Annotated in this window: 18 protein-coding genes and 1 tRNA gene; 10 read left to right on the top strand and 9 right to left on the bottom strand. The window is 62.2% G+C overall.

Features of this window, described 5'->3' with window-relative positions; translation table 11 throughout:
• Positions 1-369: 369 nt before the first annotated feature.
• Entirely contained in the window at positions 370-2,232 is a 1,863-nt protein-coding gene (locus LJD17_RS05075; protein ID WP_227383074.1) for a hypothetical protein, read from the bottom strand.
• A 713-nt stretch (positions 2,233-2,945) separates the two neighbouring features.
• Positions 2,946-3,036: transfer RNA gene (locus LJD17_RS05080), tRNA-Ser, on the bottom strand.
• Positions 3,037-3,262: 226 nt separating this feature from the next.
• On the opposite strand from LJD17_RS05080, the gene LJD17_RS05085 reads away from it, so the two are divergent.
• A complete protein-coding gene (locus LJD17_RS05085) occupies positions 3,263-3,523 on the top strand; it encodes a hypothetical protein (protein ID WP_227383075.1) in 261 nt (86 codons plus the stop codon).
• Here the strand turns inward: LJD17_RS05085 and LJD17_RS05090 are convergent.
• The 3 genes from LJD17_RS05090 to LJD17_RS05100 all read right to left on the bottom strand — a co-directional run bounded on the left by LJD17_RS05090 (position 3,520) and on the right by LJD17_RS05100 (position 5,963).
• The gene (locus LJD17_RS05090) at positions 3,520-4,311 is read right to left on the bottom strand and encodes a glycosyltransferase family 2 protein (protein WP_227383076.1); all 792 of its coding nucleotides are present in this window, start codon (positions 4,309-4,311) and stop codon (positions 3,520-3,522) included. The two genes, LJD17_RS05085 and LJD17_RS05090, sit on opposite strands and share 4 nt — an antisense overlap.
• Before the next feature lie 97 nt (positions 4,312-4,408).
• A complete protein-coding gene (gstA, locus tag LJD17_RS05095) occupies positions 4,409-5,020 on the bottom strand; it encodes a glutathione transferase GstA (RefSeq protein ID WP_227383077.1) in 612 nt (203 codons plus the stop codon).
• A 127-nt stretch (positions 5,021-5,147) separates the two neighbouring features.
• The gene (locus LJD17_RS05100; RefSeq protein ID WP_227383078.1) at positions 5,148-5,963 is read right to left on the bottom strand and encodes an endonuclease/exonuclease/phosphatase family protein; all 816 of its coding nucleotides are present in this window, start codon (positions 5,961-5,963) and stop codon (positions 5,148-5,150) included.
• A gap of 328 nt (positions 5,964-6,291) precedes the next feature.
• Here LJD17_RS05100 and LJD17_RS23990 point away from each other — a divergent pair, with 328 nt between their 5' ends.
• From LJD17_RS23990 to LJD17_RS05120, 5 genes are all read left to right on the top strand, one after another.
• The gene (locus LJD17_RS23990; protein ID WP_264478274.1) at positions 6,292-6,417 is read left to right on the top strand and encodes a hypothetical protein; all 126 of its coding nucleotides are present in this window, start codon (positions 6,292-6,294) and stop codon (positions 6,415-6,417) included.
• A 166-nt stretch (positions 6,418-6,583) separates the two neighbouring features.
• Positions 6,584-9,112: a heavy metal translocating P-type ATPase gene (locus tag LJD17_RS05105; RefSeq protein ID WP_227383079.1), complete on the top strand. Its 2,529-nt coding sequence runs from the start codon at positions 6,584-6,586 to the stop codon at positions 9,110-9,112.
• Positions 9,109-9,588 carry a Cu(I)-responsive transcriptional regulator gene (gene cueR / locus LJD17_RS05110; RefSeq protein ID WP_227383080.1) on the top strand — a complete coding sequence of 160 codons (480 nt, stop codon included), beginning with the start codon at positions 9,109-9,111 and terminating at the stop codon, positions 9,586-9,588. The genes LJD17_RS05105 and cueR overlap by 4 nt, the downstream gene beginning before the upstream one ends.
• Before the next feature lie 221 nt (positions 9,589-9,809).
• The gene (locus LJD17_RS05115; protein ID WP_227383081.1) at positions 9,810-10,553 is read left to right on the top strand and encodes a L,D-transpeptidase; all 744 of its coding nucleotides are present in this window, start codon (positions 9,810-9,812) and stop codon (positions 10,551-10,553) included.
• Positions 10,554-10,630: 77 nt separating this feature from the next.
• Positions 10,631-11,287 carry a metallophosphoesterase family protein gene (locus LJD17_RS05120; protein ID WP_227383651.1) on the top strand — a complete coding sequence of 219 codons (657 nt, stop codon included), beginning with the start codon at positions 10,631-10,633 and terminating at the stop codon, positions 11,285-11,287.
• Positions 11,288-11,344: 57 nt separating this feature from the next.
• Here the strand turns inward: LJD17_RS05120 and LJD17_RS05125 are convergent, their stop codons facing one another.
• Positions 11,345-11,737 (bottom strand): hypothetical protein, encoded by a 393-nt coding sequence (locus LJD17_RS05125; RefSeq protein ID WP_227383082.1) that lies wholly within the window; start codon positions 11,735-11,737, stop codon positions 11,345-11,347.
• Between the two features lie 223 nt (positions 11,738-11,960).
• Between LJD17_RS05125 and LJD17_RS05130 the strand changes: the two genes are divergently transcribed.
• The 4 genes from LJD17_RS05130 to LJD17_RS05145 all read left to right on the top strand — a co-directional run bounded on the left by LJD17_RS05130 (position 11,961) and on the right by LJD17_RS05145 (position 14,103).
• On the top strand, positions 11,961-12,164 hold the full coding sequence (locus LJD17_RS05130) for a DUF1737 domain-containing protein (protein WP_227383083.1): 204 nt from the start codon (positions 11,961-11,963) through the stop codon (positions 12,162-12,164).
• A gap of 239 nt (positions 12,165-12,403) precedes the next feature.
• Positions 12,404-12,622 carry a hypothetical protein gene (locus LJD17_RS05135; protein ID WP_227383084.1) on the top strand — a complete coding sequence of 73 codons (219 nt, stop codon included), beginning with the start codon at positions 12,404-12,406 and terminating at the stop codon, positions 12,620-12,622.
• Positions 12,623-12,965: 343 nt separating this feature from the next.
• Positions 12,966-13,232: a hypothetical protein gene (locus LJD17_RS05140; protein ID WP_227383085.1), complete on the top strand. Its 267-nt coding sequence runs from the start codon at positions 12,966-12,968 to the stop codon at positions 13,230-13,232.
• Between the two features lie 34 nt (positions 13,233-13,266).
• Positions 13,267-14,103 (top strand): LssY C-terminal domain-containing protein, encoded by an 837-nt coding sequence (locus LJD17_RS05145; protein WP_227383086.1) that lies wholly within the window; start codon positions 13,267-13,269, stop codon positions 14,101-14,103.
• Between the two features lie 81 nt (positions 14,104-14,184).
• Here the strand turns inward: LJD17_RS05145 and LJD17_RS05150 are convergent, their stop codons facing one another.
• The 3 genes from LJD17_RS05150 to LJD17_RS05160 form a co-directional block, all read right to left on the bottom strand.
• The gene (locus LJD17_RS05150) at positions 14,185-14,982 is read right to left on the bottom strand and encodes a hypothetical protein (RefSeq protein WP_227383087.1); all 798 of its coding nucleotides are present in this window, start codon (positions 14,980-14,982) and stop codon (positions 14,185-14,187) included.
• Between the two features lie 100 nt (positions 14,983-15,082).
• Complete coding sequence (locus LJD17_RS05155) at positions 15,083-16,096, bottom strand: HAD family hydrolase (protein WP_227383088.1); 1,014 nt, start codon at positions 16,094-16,096, stop codon at positions 15,083-15,085.
• Between the two features lie 179 nt (positions 16,097-16,275).
• Positions 16,276-16,644: an Ig-like domain-containing protein gene (locus LJD17_RS05160; protein ID WP_227383089.1), complete on the bottom strand. Its 369-nt coding sequence runs from the start codon at positions 16,642-16,644 to the stop codon at positions 16,276-16,278.
• Positions 16,645-16,792: the final 148 nt, after the last annotated feature.

Consider the following 16,792-nt stretch of genomic DNA (forward strand, 5'->3'; position numbering starts at 1 on the left):
CCGCATCTCCTCTCGAATCAGGGGGCCGAAGAGCCTCAGGGGCGGGCGCCGCTTGTCCATTTAGAGCGGAGTTATCCTTGCACCAGCCATCCGCCCTACAGGGATCTTCCTTGGCGAGCCCTGATTTTACAAGGAAGCTGGCCACTCCGGCTCTCTCTTCGTCCGATGTTTCGAAGCTATCGGTACGATCAGGTCCCTGGCCTGAAGACGCCCCGGATAACGCGCACACGCTCGGTTAAGCATCGACCGGGACCTCCGCGTCAATACGAGCGCGCGAAAGCTACTGCCGTTGCATCGGTCGTCATATCGGTCGTCATGCTGCCCACGACGCGGAAATGAGGGAGACTCCTTCGGCGGGCCCTGAAGAGCTTACATCCCGACGGTGTAACCTGCAGCTTTCAGTCGATCGCCGCGCCACGCCCAAGCCTGAACGAAGCCCCGATAGGATACAACGAAGTCGGGTGGGATCTGGGGGATATTAGAAAGCTGCAGCAGACCAAGACGGCTTGCGACATAGTAGTCGTTCGCAGTCATTTTTCCGTCTTGCCCCACTTGGAACGTTGCCTCGATTTTGATGTCCTTGGAGCCAGGCAGCCAGCGGCCGTGATAACTGAAGGGCCGCAAAACAACTTTGCTACAGCCTTCGCCGAATGCATTCGCTTCGTTTCGTGAGCAAGCATCCTCCAGTTGTTTGCCGATGAGCATGACTTCTTCACCCCAACCCATCCATGAGGGATTGAGGCCGCCGGACTGTGCCGACGCCGCGTCTGTGTAGTTCAGCCAAATCGGCCGAAAGGACGCGAAGGTTGGACGGAACGGCGTTGCCTCGAGCGCCGCGCCGGCCAGGACCACCGCCGAAGCTGCAAATGCGAGAGCGGCGGACAAGCGCGCGGTCCAGGCATGGTGCACAGCGAGAAGAAGCAGTGCGAACCCCAGCAGCGCAACGTTGAAATAGCGATGAGCTACCGGCACATTGAAGACTGCAGCAGCGACGATCATCAGTAACATGAACGGCAAAGCGGCCAAGATCACGGGCGGGATCTTGGAGCGCCAATGGCCAGCAAACAGGGCCGCGACGCCGACGATGGTCGTTGCCACGATTGCGGTCGGAAGACTAGCGAGCGTAATGGCCGCGGAATAGAGTCCGTGACGCGTGAAATGCTCCAGCAACGTCGCCGCCTCGAAGTGGATCACGGCCCCGTTAAGGGGAAAGTAGCGGCCGACGATTTCCGGATTTCCTGGGTGGAACGGGGCCCACCAAGCATGAACGGTCGTGAGCCCAACGAGGCCGCACCCGAAGAGAGCAACGAGGGCCAACAACACGGCAACCTGCCAGCTCCGAGCCGAGCCAAGACGGCAAAGGACCGGCCAGACGAGACGTGCAAAAGCCCCTGCAAGCAGTATCGAGACGAGGCCGACGCCGAACGGCGATGCCTTGTCGGTGATGAAACTCGTGCTACCGCTCAGGAACCGGATTGGTACCCAGGTCCAACTTGCCAGGGCATCGCTCCAGCTCATCCAAAAGCCGGGCGGCAAGGGCGCGTCGGCGAGAAGCGCATATGTCAGCATGGACCCGATAGAGACGACGACCGAGGCCAGGATGCCTCCCGCCGCGAACCGAAGCCCCTGGATCGCACGGCGCGCGGGTGGTTCGCATGCCGGATCGCCGCCAGCCATTGCCGCACCGGCGACGATGATGAGCACCAGGATCGGTGACGCGCTGAGCTTTTCCTGAGCCGCCAGTGTGGCGATGACCACCGCGACAGCCGGAAATAATCCCTCGCGCAGCGCCCTGGCGGCGGCCAACGCCGCGGCGATCGATAGCACAACCGAGAGCAGGTCATAGTTGACCGTTTTCAAAGCGAGATTAGTGGTCGGCAGCAGGAGAAGCACGCCTGCCATAAAGATCGCAGCCGCTACAGGCTCCCGCTCCGGACGCAGGAGATTGACGGTCTGGCGCGCAACGGCGAGCAACAATACCGCACCAAACCCGAACCAGACGGCTTTGAGCAGCATTGCAACCGCAACCGGTGACGCCCCGAAGCCTTGTGCCAAGCGCGCCACCGGCACGAGGATCAAGAGACCGGAATGGAAAGCCCCCAATTTCCATTGGCTGGTGCCGCGATCGGCCGGGGACGCGATCTGGTCTACGAAGACCTGGTCGTCAATCGTAAGGTATTGCGTGGTCTGGGCAGTGACCAGGAAGAGGACCACACCGTAGAGGCCCGCCATGACGAGCGCGCGCGACCGCTCGGCCGGGTCCGTGAGAGCGAAAGCTGGGCGAACGACGAATAAAATAACAACAAGAACAACTACCAACTCAAGCAAATTGATCGACAGATACGGCGCAAACAAAGCGGACCTTCCTTTTAGGAAACCGGCAGATGAAAAGGCCTGTATCCGCAACCCGACCAAGTCACAAGGTCACGCAGGTATCGCCGTGACCTTTCTTGCGGCCGGGATCGCAGCGTTCCTTGTCCGACAAGCCCGGAGGTCGACCGTGAGCTCCCGAGAGCGCTCAGGTCCGCCACGAGCAGCCAAGCTGAATATTGGGCGGCGGATACCCGTGCGCCTTGGCATCGATCTGTTTCGCGCATGTGATCGGCTCAAGATCCCGCCGATGTCGCCCGACTGTCCGGAGTCGACACGGCACGCCACAGGCCGGATCCATCCCGAGCGGGACTATTTACCAGGGGTCGCTGGTTACGCGGTGATGCAGCACGGGATAGCCTGCGCACCGTTGTTCGGCCGACCGGAGCGAGAATTCGTGGGTATCGCAGCCGAAACTCCATTGCAGGTCGAACTTGGCGGCCTTTGAGCAGCGACACGGGGGAAGACGGCCTGGGCTGCCGACTTGTCAGGCGTTTTCTGACGGATTGGGCAGCAGAGAGACAAGCACAGGCCCTTAAGAGCCTTGGAAAAATAAGCATTCTTTTGAAGCAGAATGGCGGAGACGGAGGGATTCGAACCCTCGATACCCTTTTGGGGTATGCTCATTTAGCAAACGAGTGCCTTCAGCCTCTCGGCCACGTCTCCAGCGACAGGAAAAAGAATCTTTTTCGGATCCCCCGTCGGCGGCGCATATGGCGCGATAATGGGGGGTTCGTCAAGCCAATCCGCAAGGGAAATCGGCGCGAGTCAGACAGGGATCGCCAATGCCGAGCTTGGCGATGGTCACGTGCTTTGGGTGTGCGCGGCTGCACGCCCGGGGCGACCAAATCTTCCTATTTTCCGGAGAGACGATCAAAAGGGATTCATCCTCGTGGATTCGGACCAGGATACTCGCCGCCAAGCCCGCGCGGAGCGTTCGAGCGGCGCATTGTTCGACATCAGGGAGCGATTTCTTCGGGAAACGCCGACAGGAACGGCGGACAGGCTGCTGATCGCCACGATGCTGACCTTGGCGGGCCTCTGGATCGGTCTCTTTTCCTGGCTTGGTTCCTACGCTTTCGAACTTTCCGAGAGATCGGCGGAACGCAGCGCCGCCAAGCCGCCTTCCCTTCTGGTCGGGAAGTCCGACTAATCCTGATCGGACCGGGAGCCCTTCAGGCCATTCAGACGCCGCTTCTCATAATGCTTGGCCAGGCGCAGGTGGCGGGAAATGGCGTAGTTCATTGCCGTCAGGAAACCGTAGGTGCCGCGCAGGGCATGGCGGCGACCGATATAGGCCTTGATGAAGGCTGCCGGCAGTTCGAAGAAAACCCGCCATGTGGGGATCGACACACCCCGGATCTCCAGGTCGACCGCCTGCTGGTCCGAGTAGCGGTTGAGCTTGGCCAATTGATCGCCCAGGGAGCGCACCGACCAATGGTGGATGACGCTCCTGAGCTTTCCGACCTTCGTCCCGGGATTGAGATCCACCCGATCATGGACCAGCGAGGGCGAATAGCGCCCCCAATCCTTGCGATAGAGGCGAACGGGATAAAGGGTGTAGGCCAGGGGGTGCGGAGCCTTTTCGCCGGGGAAAATCTCGGCAATGCCGATGCGATAGGCCTGCTTTGGGGGCTCGCCATGGGCGAAGAGCGCCCGAATCTCGGCGGCGAGCCTGGGAGGCACCACCTCGTCGGCATCCACATTCAGCAGCCACTCGTAACGGCACTGGTCCTCGCCAAAACGCTTCTGGGGACCATAGCCGGGCCAGGGATTGAAGATGACCCGCGCGCCGAGCTCCTCCGCCACGGCCTGCGTCCCGTCCGTTGAGCCGGAATCGACGACGATCAGGTCATCCGTCAGTTCGCGGACGGCCCGAATGGTATCGCCGATGCGATCAGCCTCGTTCTTGGCAATGATGAAAACGGAAACAGGGAGCATGTGAGAAGGAGCCGAATGTGCGGGCTGCCTAGCGGCAGGCGCTCCTTCTTGCAAGGGTTTTACGTCCCGCAATCGCGGCCCGGGCGTTTTTGACTCTCTAGGCGGGTTTCAGCAGACCCTCGTCCTGCATCGCCTTCCTGACCTTCGGCCGGTGCTCGATACGGGTCAGATAGGCGCTCAGATGAACGTAGGGCGAGAGATCTATCTTGTGGAAACGGCACCAGTTGAGGATCGCGAAGGCATAGGCGTCGGCGACCGTGAAGCCTTCCCCCATGAGGTAAGATCGATCTTCGAGCGTTGCGTCCAGGAAGCTGAAACGCCGGTGCAGTTGGGCGAGCGCCGCCTTGCGCACGTCCTCCGAGACGGGCCTCCAGAGGGGGCCGAAGCCCTTGTGCAGCTCGCTCGCCACGAAGGCGAGCCATTCCTGCACGCGGCGGCGATCCAGCGAACCGTAGGGCGGCAGCAATCCCGAGGCCGGGGCCTGGTCCGCCAGAAACTCGATGACGACAGGACCTTCCGTGAGAAGCTCGCCGGTGTCGAGCAGAAGCGCCGGAACATAACCCTTTGGATTGACGCTGAGGAAATCACACCCTGACTCAGTCGTTTTTGTCGTCAGGTTCACCCGGTCCAGTTCAAGCGGGAGGCCCGCCTCCGCGGCCACGATATGAGGGGCGAGAGAGCAAGCTCCTGACGAATAATAGAGCTTCATGATGTTTTCCGGCTCAGCAGCTGATCTTCAAAGCGATCTGGAATTGGCAGAAGCTAATATGACGAGTGAAACGTAGCAATATTCTCTTCTATGTCTACGCAAGGAAACCTTGCAAGGATGCAAGAATTCACAGCAACTCCCGTTCCGCTCCCTCCGCCTGCGTGCCGGCGGATACCTGTGAGCCGGAGCCGACCCGCAGCTCGGCCAGCAGCGGATAATGATCGGATGCGACACGGGTCAGCTCGTTTCGCACCGGCGCCGCCGCGATGATGTCGACGGACTTTGTCACGAAAACATGGTCCAGGCGCAGGACGGGAGCCCGGGTATGGAATGTCGGCTGCGGCTCGCCGGATGGGTTCGACAGCTGGGCATCCTTGAGACGGCTCGCAAAAAGTCGGTAGGAACGCGAATAGGGCGGCGCGTTGAAATCCCCGAGCAGAACGGCCGGATCCGCGCAGTCGGGATGGCCGATCCAGTTTTCCCCCAGAAGCGCAGCCGCCTGGGCTCTCCGCTCCCGGGAGCGCAGGGACAGATGGGCGTTCACCACGTTGAGACTGACACCCTCCACATCGACGCAGACCCAAAGCGCGCTGCGCTTCTCGAACGAGGGCCCTGTGGAGAGGCTCGGAAGACGTTCGGCCCGAATGATCTCCGATGGATGACGCGTCAGGATGGCGATGCCATATTGCTCCCCGAGGATCCGGATCGTCGGCTGGAAGTGCAGATCCATCCCTAAGAGATTCGCGACGATCTCGGCCTGATCCGGATGGCCCTTATGGACCCGTCCGACCCGGACCTCCTGAAGAGCGACGATATCGGGCTGGCAGGACGCGATCACTTCGGCGATGCGTCCCGGGGAGATCTGCCGGTCCGTTCCGAGCCAGCGGTGAACATTATAGGTGAGAATCCGGACGTTCCGCCCTGGCTTGTCAACGTGCTTCAAAGCTTGGTCTCGATCATCTGCGGACCTTGGCGTCCGTCTATGAAAAGTTCGTCTTGGCTCGCGCGCAACTGTGCCGGAACAATGGCCGGAAGAGGCCAAGGTTCCGGGCGAGATTTTCACGATGGCACGGCAAGCCCCGTCACGCGCCCCCAACATTAGGCGAGTTCCGCAGGAAATTAAGCACATCCTGAGTAGACACGGGGCTTTTCGCAACGTAATCTTATAGTCGACGAGGCGTTATCCGAAATGACTGTTTCGGTTTCGGATCGTTTACCTTAACAATGACGCTGCGAAACATGAGGTTTCGCTTCTGCCAAGTTTGATTCGCATGTTCGACCGTTCTGACAAACGCCCGGGCGAGGATATCTTGGCACGCATTCTGGATTGGGCCGGCTTGTCCTTCGGCCTCGGCGTGCTGATCATCTTCGCGACCTACACCATTCAGGTGCATTAGGTTTCTCCGCGCATTTCCGACCGAAGCACGACGGCGTCCTCATTCCCCGCCAGGGCTGTGGCCCTTGGGAAACGGCTGTCGCGCCGGCACAGTGCATTCATCCTTGACCTTCCCATGATGGGAAGGATCATAAAGTCGGCCAGTACGTTGAATCAGGAGATTCGCCATGGCCGAAGCCCATTCATCCAGCGACGTCGTTCTCGACATTCCGGTCGAGGGCATGACCTGCGCGTCCTGCGTCAGCCGTGTCGAGAAAGTTCTTCGGGCCGTGGATGGCGTGACTTCCGCCAGCGTCAACCTCGCGACCGAACGGGCCCGCGTCTCCTACGCCCCGGCCCGCGCCGCGCCCGAGCAGGTGGTGGAGGCGATCAGAAACGCCGGTTACGAGCCCCGCAGCCATAAGATCGACCTTTCCGTCGGGGGCATGACCTGTGCCTCCTGCGTCGCCCGCGTGGAGAAGGCGCTGCGACGCGTGCCGGGCGTCCTGGAGGCGCACGTCAATCTGGCTACGGAGCGGGCGACCATCCGTTATCTCGGCGGGGCGGACATGCCGGCCCGGCTCATCGCGGCCATCGCCGACACCGGTTATGACGCACGCCTTGCCGGCGGGGCGGAGCATCAGGCCGGAACGGAAGCGGCGGCCCGCGAAGCGGAAACGGCGGCGCTCCGGCGCTCCCTCATCCTGGCCGCCATGCTTGCCCTCCCGGTCTTCCTGATCGAAATGGGCTCCCACTTCGTGCCGGGTGTCCACGAATGGGTCCTTGCGACCATCGGACACCAGGAGAGCTGGTATCTGCAATTCGTTCTCACGACGCTCGTCCTCTTCGGCCCAGGTCTGCGCTTCTTCAAGAAAGGCATTCCGGCGCTGCTTCGCCTGGCCCCGGACATGAATTCCCTGGTCGTGCTCGGCACCAGCGCCGCCTACGGATACTCCGTCGTGGCGACATTCCTCCCTGGCCTCCTGCCGGCCGGGACCCACAACGTTTATTACGAGGCCGCCGCCGTTATCGTGGCCCTGATCCTCCTCGGACGCTTCCTCGAGGCGCGAGCCAAGGGACGCACGTCGGAGGCCATCAAGCGGCTCATCGGGCTTCAGGCGAAGACGGCGCGGGTGCTGCGGGACGGCAACCCGCAGGAAATCCCTCTCGACCAAGTTCGCACCGGGGATGTGGTTCAGGTCAGGCCGGGGGAAAAGGTCCCGGTCGACGGTGAGGTCGTCGACGGCTCGTCCTTCGTGGACGAATCGATGATCACGGGCGAGCCGGTCCCGGTCCAGAAGGCGAAGGGCGCCCTTGTCGTGGGCGGCACCATCAACAAGACGGGCAGCTTCACCTTCACCGCGACCAATGTCGGTGCCGACACGGTGCTTGCTCAGATCATCCGCATAGTCGAGGAAGCCCAAGGGTCGAAGCTGCCGATCCAGGGCATGGTCGATCAGGTCACGGCCTGGTTCGTTCCAGCCGTGATGGCGGCTGCCGCCCTCACCTTCCTTCTCTGGCTCTGGCTCGGCCCCGATCCGGCCCTGTCGTTTGCCCTGGTGAACGCCGTCGCGGTCCTGATCATCGCATGCCCCTGCGCCATGGGTCTTGCAACGCCGACTTCGATCATGGTGGGAACGGGACGCGCCGCCGAGCTCGGGGTCCTGTTTCGGCAAGGGGATGCGCTCCAGAAGCTGCGGGACGTGAAAGTCGTGGCTCTCGACAAGACCGGGACCTTGACCCTGGGAAAGCCGCGCCTGACGGACCTGGCGGTCGAGCCGGACTTCCCCGAGGATGAGGTGCTGCGCCTTGTCGCGTCAGTGGAGGATCAATCCGAGCATCCCATCGCCGAAGCCATCGTCGAGGCCGCGCGGAGCCGGGGCTTGCAGCTCGCCAAACCCGATCGGTTCGAAGCGGTCCCCGGCTTTGGCGTCACGGCCTCGGTGAACGGGCGGCTCGTCGCGATCGGCGCCGACCGCTTCATGGCCGAGATGGGACTTGGGGTCGATACCTTCGCGGACACCGCCACGCGCCTCGGGACGGAAGGCAAGAGCCCGCTCTACGCGGCCATCGACGGCAAGCTCGCGGCGATCATCGCCGTCGCGGACCCCATCAAGCCGACAACGCGGGAAGCCATTGCGGCCCTGCACGAGATGAAGCTGAAGGTTGCGGTCATCACGGGGGACAACCGGCGCACCGCACAGGCCATTGCCCGTCAGATCGGGATCGACGAGGTCGTGGCGGAAGTGCTGCCCGATGCGAAGGTGGAGGCCGTGCGGCGTCTCCGGGCGCAGCATGGCAGCGTTGCCTTCGTCGGCGACGGCATCAACGATGCTCCGGCCCTTGCGGAGGCCGATGTGGGTCTTGCCATCGGGACGGGGACGGACATCGCCATCGAGAGCGCCGACGTGGTGCTCATGTCCGGCGACCTGCGCGGCGTCGTCCACGCCATCGCCCTGTCCCAGGCCACCATCCGCAACATCAAGGAGAACCTGTTCTGGGCGTTCGCCTATAACGCCATCCTCATTCCGGTGGCGGCCGGGTTTCTCTATCCGATCAACGGCATGCTTCTCTCACCCATGATCGCCGCTGCCGCCATGGCGCTTTCCAGCGTGTTCGTCGTCGGCAATGCCCTGCGCCTGCGCCGTTTCCGGCCGAGGATCCACCCGCGCGCGGCCGAGGGGCACGCAGAACTCGCAACCGGAGTATCTCGATGAACATCGGACAAGCGGCGGAGCGCTCCGGCGTTTCCGCAAAGATGATCCGCTATTACGAATCCATCGGCCTCATTCCGAAAACCGTGCGCACGGAGGCGGGCTATCGGGTCTATTCCGATACGGACGTTCATACCCTGAAATTCATCCGGCGCGCGCGGGACCTGGGCTTCTCGGTCGAGCAGATCGGGGTTCTGGTCTCGCTCTGGCAGGATCGCGGGCGGGAAAGCACCGATGTGAAGCGCATTGCTCTCGGGCACATCCACGAGCTGGAACGGAAGATCGCCGAACTGCGCTCCATGGCCGAGACCTTGAAGCATCTCGCGCAGCATTGTCACGGCGACAGCCGACCCGAATGCCCTATTCTCGATGAGCTTGCGGGTGAGGATCATCTTCACAATTGCGCGAAGCGTGACGGCAAGATTCTCGCGTCTGCGCCTCGGGGGCCGCGTAAGAACAAGGTGACGTCTCATTCATGACCGAGACGAAAAAAACACTAAGTCATTATTTCTGCTTGAGAAAATTATCACCCCGGGAGCATCTGTGATGTGAACGCAACAGGAGGGGCGTCGCCTTTTTTTGGCCATGAACGATCCACTTTCCGGCCATGCGTAGGTTTTGAACCTTTTCTCCAGTGTTCCTGCCCTATCTGCTCGAACCGAGAGCGTTCTCAAAACCAAGAAACGATGAGTCTCCACTGATGTTTGTTGCCGCCCCATTCCTCCGCGTCATGCGAAAATTCCGTGCGCGTTTCGCTGTTCTGATCCTGCCGCTGGCCATGGCCGGATGCGTATCGACCCAGCAGGCTCCGCAGCCGGTGGCCCGCGCCATCGATCCCACTTATGTGGCCATGTACGGCCCCAAGCCGGACGAGCAGTTCCCGTTGCCCGCGACGGATATTTCCGAAGTCGATCCCCGCTTCCTCAGGCGCGAGGTCGCCTACAACGGTCCGGAGCAACCGGGCACGATCGTTGTCGATACGGATAATCGCTATCTCTACCTCGTCCGTGAGAATGGCCGTGCCGTCCGCTATGGCATCGGCGTCGGCAAGGAAGGGCGCGCATGGGCCGGTCGCGCACAGATAGGGCGCAAGGCAACCTGGCCGCGTTGGACACCGACCCCCGACATGATCCGCCGCGAGCCGGAGCGTAACGCTCCCTGGGCCGGAGGCATGCCTGCGGGTCTCGGCAATCCGCTCGGCGCCCGGGCGCTTTATCTCTATCGGAACGGCCAGGACACCCTTTACCGGATCCACGGCACGTCTGAGCCATGGTCGATCGGGCAATCTGTTTCGAGCGGCTGCATCCGCATGTTCAACCAGGACGTGATCGATCTCTTCAGCCGAGTTCCGACTGGAACCCCGGTGGTCGTGATCAACCGCGGGCGTGAGCCGGCGGACGAGATGCAGGTTTCCGCCAACCGCGACGGCTTCGAGGGCTTCTGACCCTCTGGCATGGACGAAACGATGCAGGGCATCCGCCTCCCCTTTTGGCAAGGCGGGTGCCCTCCTACATCGGATCAATGCTGACCTATGCCATCGGAGACATCCACGGACGGCATGATCTTCTCGAGGAGCTTCTCGAAAAGATCCGTGATCATGCCGGAGACCGGGCACACCGGCTGGTTTTCCTTGGCGATTATATCGACCGTGGTCCGAACAGTGCAGGCGTTATCGCAACGGTTCGCGGATTGCAGCGCGACGATCCAGACCGCGTGGTCTGCCTGACCGGCAATCACGAAGCGATGCTGCTCACGGCGGTGCGCCATCCTTCCTCCCTGACCCATTGGCTGATCAACGGCGGCAGCACGACCCTCGGCTCCTATGGGATCTTGGATCCCCGGGAATTTCCCGCAGAGGTGATCGCATGGCTGAAGACCCTTCCCACCTTCTTCGAGGACGAGTGGCGCTATTTCGTGCATGCGGGGCTTAGACCTGGGCGCGATCTGCGCCATCAGACGGACGTGGATAGGATCTGGATCCGCGAACCCTTCCTCGACACGGATTACGACTTCGGAAAGCATGTGGTGCACGGTCACACGCCCCTTCAGCCGGCAACGCCCGAATCCCTGCCCTACCGCACTAATCTCGACACGGGCGCCGTCTTCGGCGGCGCGTTGACGGCGGGCGTTTTCGAGGACGGCAAGGGCCCTCCGGTCGAATTTCTGCAAACCCTGTAGAGATCCGCCCAATGCTCGGGCCAGCCGATCCGATCGGATGGGAAAAACCCTGGCGGATCACCAGCACAGGGCCGCCGTGACCTGATACTTGGTCCGGCACGAGGGACCGTCTCCGCTCTGGATATGATCGATCGTGCGCGGACGGCAGGAATTGACGCTTGCCGTGTCGATGGCGCGGCCCGCTTCAAATCCTTGAGCCTTGCAGATGCGGATGGCCGCTTCCCCGCAATCGGCCTCGCCATCGTCGGAAATCGTGCAGCGATCCGAGCCGTAGACCACCCGCGACATCCGGGGCAGGTCGGGCGCAGCGTTCTGAATCGCCTCAAGGCTGGATTTGAGCCTCGAGCCCAGATGACTGCTCCAGCTCGTCTTGTCGTCAACGGCCGCCTCGTCGGGCGCCGCGCAGCCGCCGGCGACCAGCAGCGTCGCCAGGATCGGCGTCCTTATCATTTGTCGCCACAAGGCCATATGAATTCCCCGGATCGACTTGAGAAGCCTTGCGGGAAGTTTTTCCACGGGCGGCGCGGGACTTCAAGTGAGGGCCGACGATCTGTCGCGGCCTGCCGACGCGATCCGCAGGGACCGAATCCGGCTGGGGATCGCCTCTCGAACGAATTGACGAAGCGCTCCGGTGTCCCGTATCGCCCGACATTCGATGACATTCGAGGTGAATATGAAGCTCTTCCGTTACTTCACGGGTCCTGATGATGCCAGCTTCTGCGAGCGGGTCACCGCCGCTCTCAACAACGGCTGGCAATTGTACGGCAATCCCACTCTCACCTACAGCGAGGACAAGAAGCGCGTGATCTGCGGGCAAGCGCTCGTGAAGGAGGTCGAAGGCGAGTACACGCCCGAGATCGACCTGTCGCAGCAATAAGCGGCCCCGCTCACTACGGAGAGAGACGGGCCGGACACATCAAGGCAAATCCTGTTGGTATGTCCGGAGTGCATCGCGTCTCGACGCTCCTCCGAAAGCGAGGTCGCGGCGGCAGGACATTGCGCCGCGCCGGACAGCTCGGCTGATCCTTCGGGAGCACTATCCTGTTGAGACAATTGCAGTTTCGTTCTCCGCCCATATGCTGCCTCCCGGCTTTTGAGCCACTAAGGGAGGACCATATGACTAAACTCTCATGGGCCGTTGCTGCTTCAATCAGCCTTCTCATCGCGACACACGCGATGGCGGAGGAAAAGAAGACCACCACCACCCAACAGGCTGCCGAAGCGAAGAAACGGGAAGGCCAAACCGGGACCTCGAACGAGAACGCAGCCCGACAGATGAAGCAGCTTGAGACACAGACGGGCACCGCTCCGTCACCAACCCCAAAGAAGAAATAGTCCAAGCCGACAAGGGGAAGGCTGCTCTCAAAAGCAGCCTTGCTTGTCGCACGCACCGCAGTGGTGCATCGGCTGGTTGATCGCCATCCTGACGAAGATCCGCACATCGGACGGGACCCGGTCCGGTTGCAGGCCGAGCCCACGTGACCGTTGTGGCAAGCATGCCTTCCGAGGCGGACGGCCGAACCCTGCCCTGATGTTTCAGGGTCTGCCCCTCGCAGTTTCAGGGTTTCGCCTCAGTGGCTCGGGCGGCCGGGAGGTATATCCTGTCGTAGGGCCTGGGCTCATCGGACCGGCCGCAAGTGTAAGGCGGGCCTGGCAACCACGTTCGGGAGGCATCTCGATGCGCCGTTATCTCTGCCTCGTCACCTTGAGTGCGTTGCTCACCGCACATCCCGTTAGCGCGCAGGAAACCGGCCGACCGGCTACGCCCTCGGGAGAGATTCAGGTCCCGTCCGGAGCGGCGATTGATCGGATGCTCGACAGCAACACCGTTCCGCCGCCGGACAAAGACTTCTCGGCCGATGATGCAAAGGCCATCCAACAGATGGATCAAAGAGCCAAGCGCATCGATCGCGACGTCATGAAGGGTATCTGCAAAGGGTGTTGATCACTGCCGCGTTGATCGTGACCGAGCTAGGATCATGAGAGTGCTGAACCGCCTCCTGCAACGCCTCATCATCCTTGGGCTGGGCATCCTCTCTGTCTGGCTGATCGTCTTTGTGGTCTTTGAGACGGCGGACCAAAGGCTGCCATGGATCCTGGCCACGGGCCTCACCTACGCCATCGGCGCCTACGTCATTCTCCCGTGGATCGTCCGCATGGGTCTCAAGCTTCTCCATCGGCAACGGGTGCCGAGCTTCACGATAACGAGCGACGGGCTGCCGGGCGATCCCGTCAACGTGGCGCTCATCGGAACACTCCCGCAGCTTCGCGCAGCCTTCGCGGCTCTGGGCTGGTCGGAGGCCGACCGGCTGGGCGTGGTCAGTTCCTGGGAGATGGTTCGAGCTTTCGTGTTCAATTCGCCCTATCCCACGGCCCCGTTCAGCACTCTCTATCTGTTCGGACGTTGCCAGGATGTCGGGTTTCAGAAGGCGATCGACAACAGTCCCCGCAAGCGCCATCACATCCGTTTCTGGTCCCTGAGCCTCGTGCGCGCCGAGAATACGTGGGCAGGAGGATCCGCAAGCTTCTGGCTGAATACCGATCGTCCGCCCGACGACGAACGGGTTCTCTGGATCGGAGCGGGCACGAGAGACACGGGTCTATCCCTGACGCGTCTCACATTCCAGGTCACCCACGCCACGGACTCGGACACGAATGTCGAGCGCGATTTCATCATCGCTGAGCTGGAGACCATCGGATCCATCGCAGACGTGAAAGTTTATCAGGCCGGCCAATGTCTCGCCACGGAGCGCGTCAACCACTACAGGTCCGACGGACGGGTGACGTTGGCCAACCTTGTGGTCCGGGCCAACTGACCGGCCACAGGGATGGCCTTCCCGTTGCATCTCACATCGATGCGGGCCCGCCCGACCCGATGCCGTCGTAGGATGCTCTCTTCAGTAGCAAGGCGGGTAAGGGTAATAGCCGCACAGACCGCTGTCGTATCCAAGGTTCGGGTACGCCGCCTCGGCCGCTCCCATGGCGGTACCGGCGGCGATCCCGGCCGCCGTGGCGCCCGCCCCATACCAGGCACCCCGATAGACCGGGGCATGCCAATAACTGCCGTGCACGACGTTGACGTCACCGACCCGTGCATAGCCGAAGCGGTCCCCACCGAGACGGTCGAAGTCCCCACCGCGGAATCCACCGGCGAATCCGCCATGGAAGCCTCCGAAGCCGCCGCCGAACCCACCAAAGTGGTCGATGAACAGCGCCGCCGGCCCGCTCGCCCCGTTCAGGTTACCCTCGAGCACCACAACGTCGAAGGTGAGATCGCCGCCCTCGAGCTTCGGCGATTTCAAGGTCACCACGGCGTCGCTGACCTTTGAACCGTCACCGCCCAGGACGGAAACGGTGGCATTCGGTGGATCCTTGGCGAAGTTGTCCTTGCCCTCGTCCCATTGCATGATGAACTGCTGGGTGACCACGTGCCCGGCCGCACGCACCGGCCGATCGGCGAACACGATGGAATTCGGTGACACGCCGGTCAAGGTCAGCCTATTGCCCTCGAGCTTCGCACCAGCGGCGTTGAGGACGGCGAGCGACGGGACCGGACCTGTAGGCGTGACCCGCCCGATGGCCTTCGTTAGAGGCATTTGTGGCCGGCTGTCCGCGTCCTGCGCGGCCGCTGCGCCTCCTGTCGAGCAGAGGCCGCCGGTCATCAGGATAAGACAGACGAATTGCTTGCTGGGCATGGCGAGAACTCCCTTTCATATGACCTGACTTCCGTCGGCTTCGCTCGTAACGACATCGGTGCGGGCAGGTGACAGCGCGGTCCGCCGCGGAGGCACGCGATCAGCGCGCCTCCGCCGGAAAGATGACCTTCCAATCGCGTTTCATGTCGACCACCGTCCAACGATCCAGCGCTGCGGCATCGAGCGCCTTGTCGAGCCGGCCGACCTTGGAATCACGGTCGTAGGCATATTCGCGCTCCGCATCGGTGTGATGCACCAGGACACCGAGGCGACGGCCGCCGGCCTCCGTCGTCCATTGCAGCATTTCAAGATCGCCGTCGGAGTTGCCGAAAGCCGCGACGGGACGCAGACCGATGTGCTGGTTGATGCCGATCGGCTTGCCGGGCCCGTCATCCACGAAGTTGACTTTCGGTAGCCGGAACAGGGTCGGCGCGCCATCGCGCCGCTCGAAGGTCGTGACGATGCTGGAACCCACGATCCGCTCGGACGGGATGCTATACCGCTCCGGTCCGAAGGCCCGCATGAACTCGACGCCGCCGCCCGAGACGATGAAAGTCTTGAACCCGTTGGCACGCATGTAGGCCAGGACTTCGAGCATCGGCTGGTACACGAGTTCGTCGTAGCGGCGGCCGAAGCGCGGATGCTTGGCGGTCGCGAGCCACTCCTTGGCAGTTTGTTTGAACTCTGTCGGCGTCATGCCAGCGTGGGTCGCGGCGACGATTTCGACCGCTCCGTGCTCACCGGCAGCGGCGACCGCCGCCATATCGCCTTCGAGAACGGCCTTGAAGGGCTGCGTGTCCCTCCATTCCGGATGCTGCGGCGCCAGCGCCTTGACCCTGTCGAGAGCGAAGGCGAATTGGGTATAGATCGGCTGTTCAACCCACAATGTACCGTCGTTGTCGAACGTGGCGATCCGCTCGGCCTCCGGGATGAAGTCCGGCGAACCCTCCCGGGTCACGTCCGTCACAAAGGCGATGATCGCCTGCTTTACGCTGCCATCGTTCCACGAGGGCAGAGGATCGGTCTGTGCAGCGGCAAGCGAAATCCAGACCGAGAAGAGGGCCAGCGACCATAAGGCTGCAAAGCGCAACTTCAGCAATCGGAGCTTTGTCATGTCATTCTCCATGCGTCGTCTGTCATGCGCCGAGGATCGATACAGGACGGCACATTCCGTTCGCCTGATAAACAGCGGTTCTCTGGCGCCTATCCGTGCAGCTGTTCCCTGGACGCCGAGGTCCTGAGACCCCGGCGTTCCGTATCCGATCCGAGGGACAGCTCACGCGTCGTCCGCTGCTATTTTATCGTCACCTTATAGTTGAGCACGGATGTACCGGGCTTCTGATCGACGCTCTGCCCTGATGCGGTGATCGCGAAGGCATCGGGGCCGCTGTAGCCCGGAGCCGCCGTATAGGTCCATGTATCCTTGTCGACCATGCTCAGGGTGCCGTGCTGCGGCCGCTGGCTGATCTCCGATGTGGTCAACGTGCCTTGAGGGCTGATGTCGGACATGCATCCCTGCCCGGCCTGCACATCGAAGGCGGCATTCATGTTCGCCCCCATGATGGGCCGGTTGCCCTCGACGACGCACATGCTCTGAGCAAGAGCCGGGCCAGCAGACAGGAACGCCAACGGGAATACCAGGATCGAAACCGGCTTCTTCATGACAATCTCCTCTCGATAATCCTCGACGAATCGTCGAGGTGAGCCCCCTTGTGCAGGATCTTCTTGTTGGCTTGCGCTCGGCGGGCACCTGGTCTGAGCGGTGCTCGCCGATCTCTCGCGGCTGATCGCGTGTCGGCGCGTCAGCTCA

Origin of the sequence: Microvirga rosea (assembly GCF_020595095.1) — a bacterium.
In the GTDB taxonomy this organism is placed as follows: domain Bacteria; phylum Pseudomonadota; class Alphaproteobacteria; order Rhizobiales; family Beijerinckiaceae; genus Microvirga; species Microvirga rosea.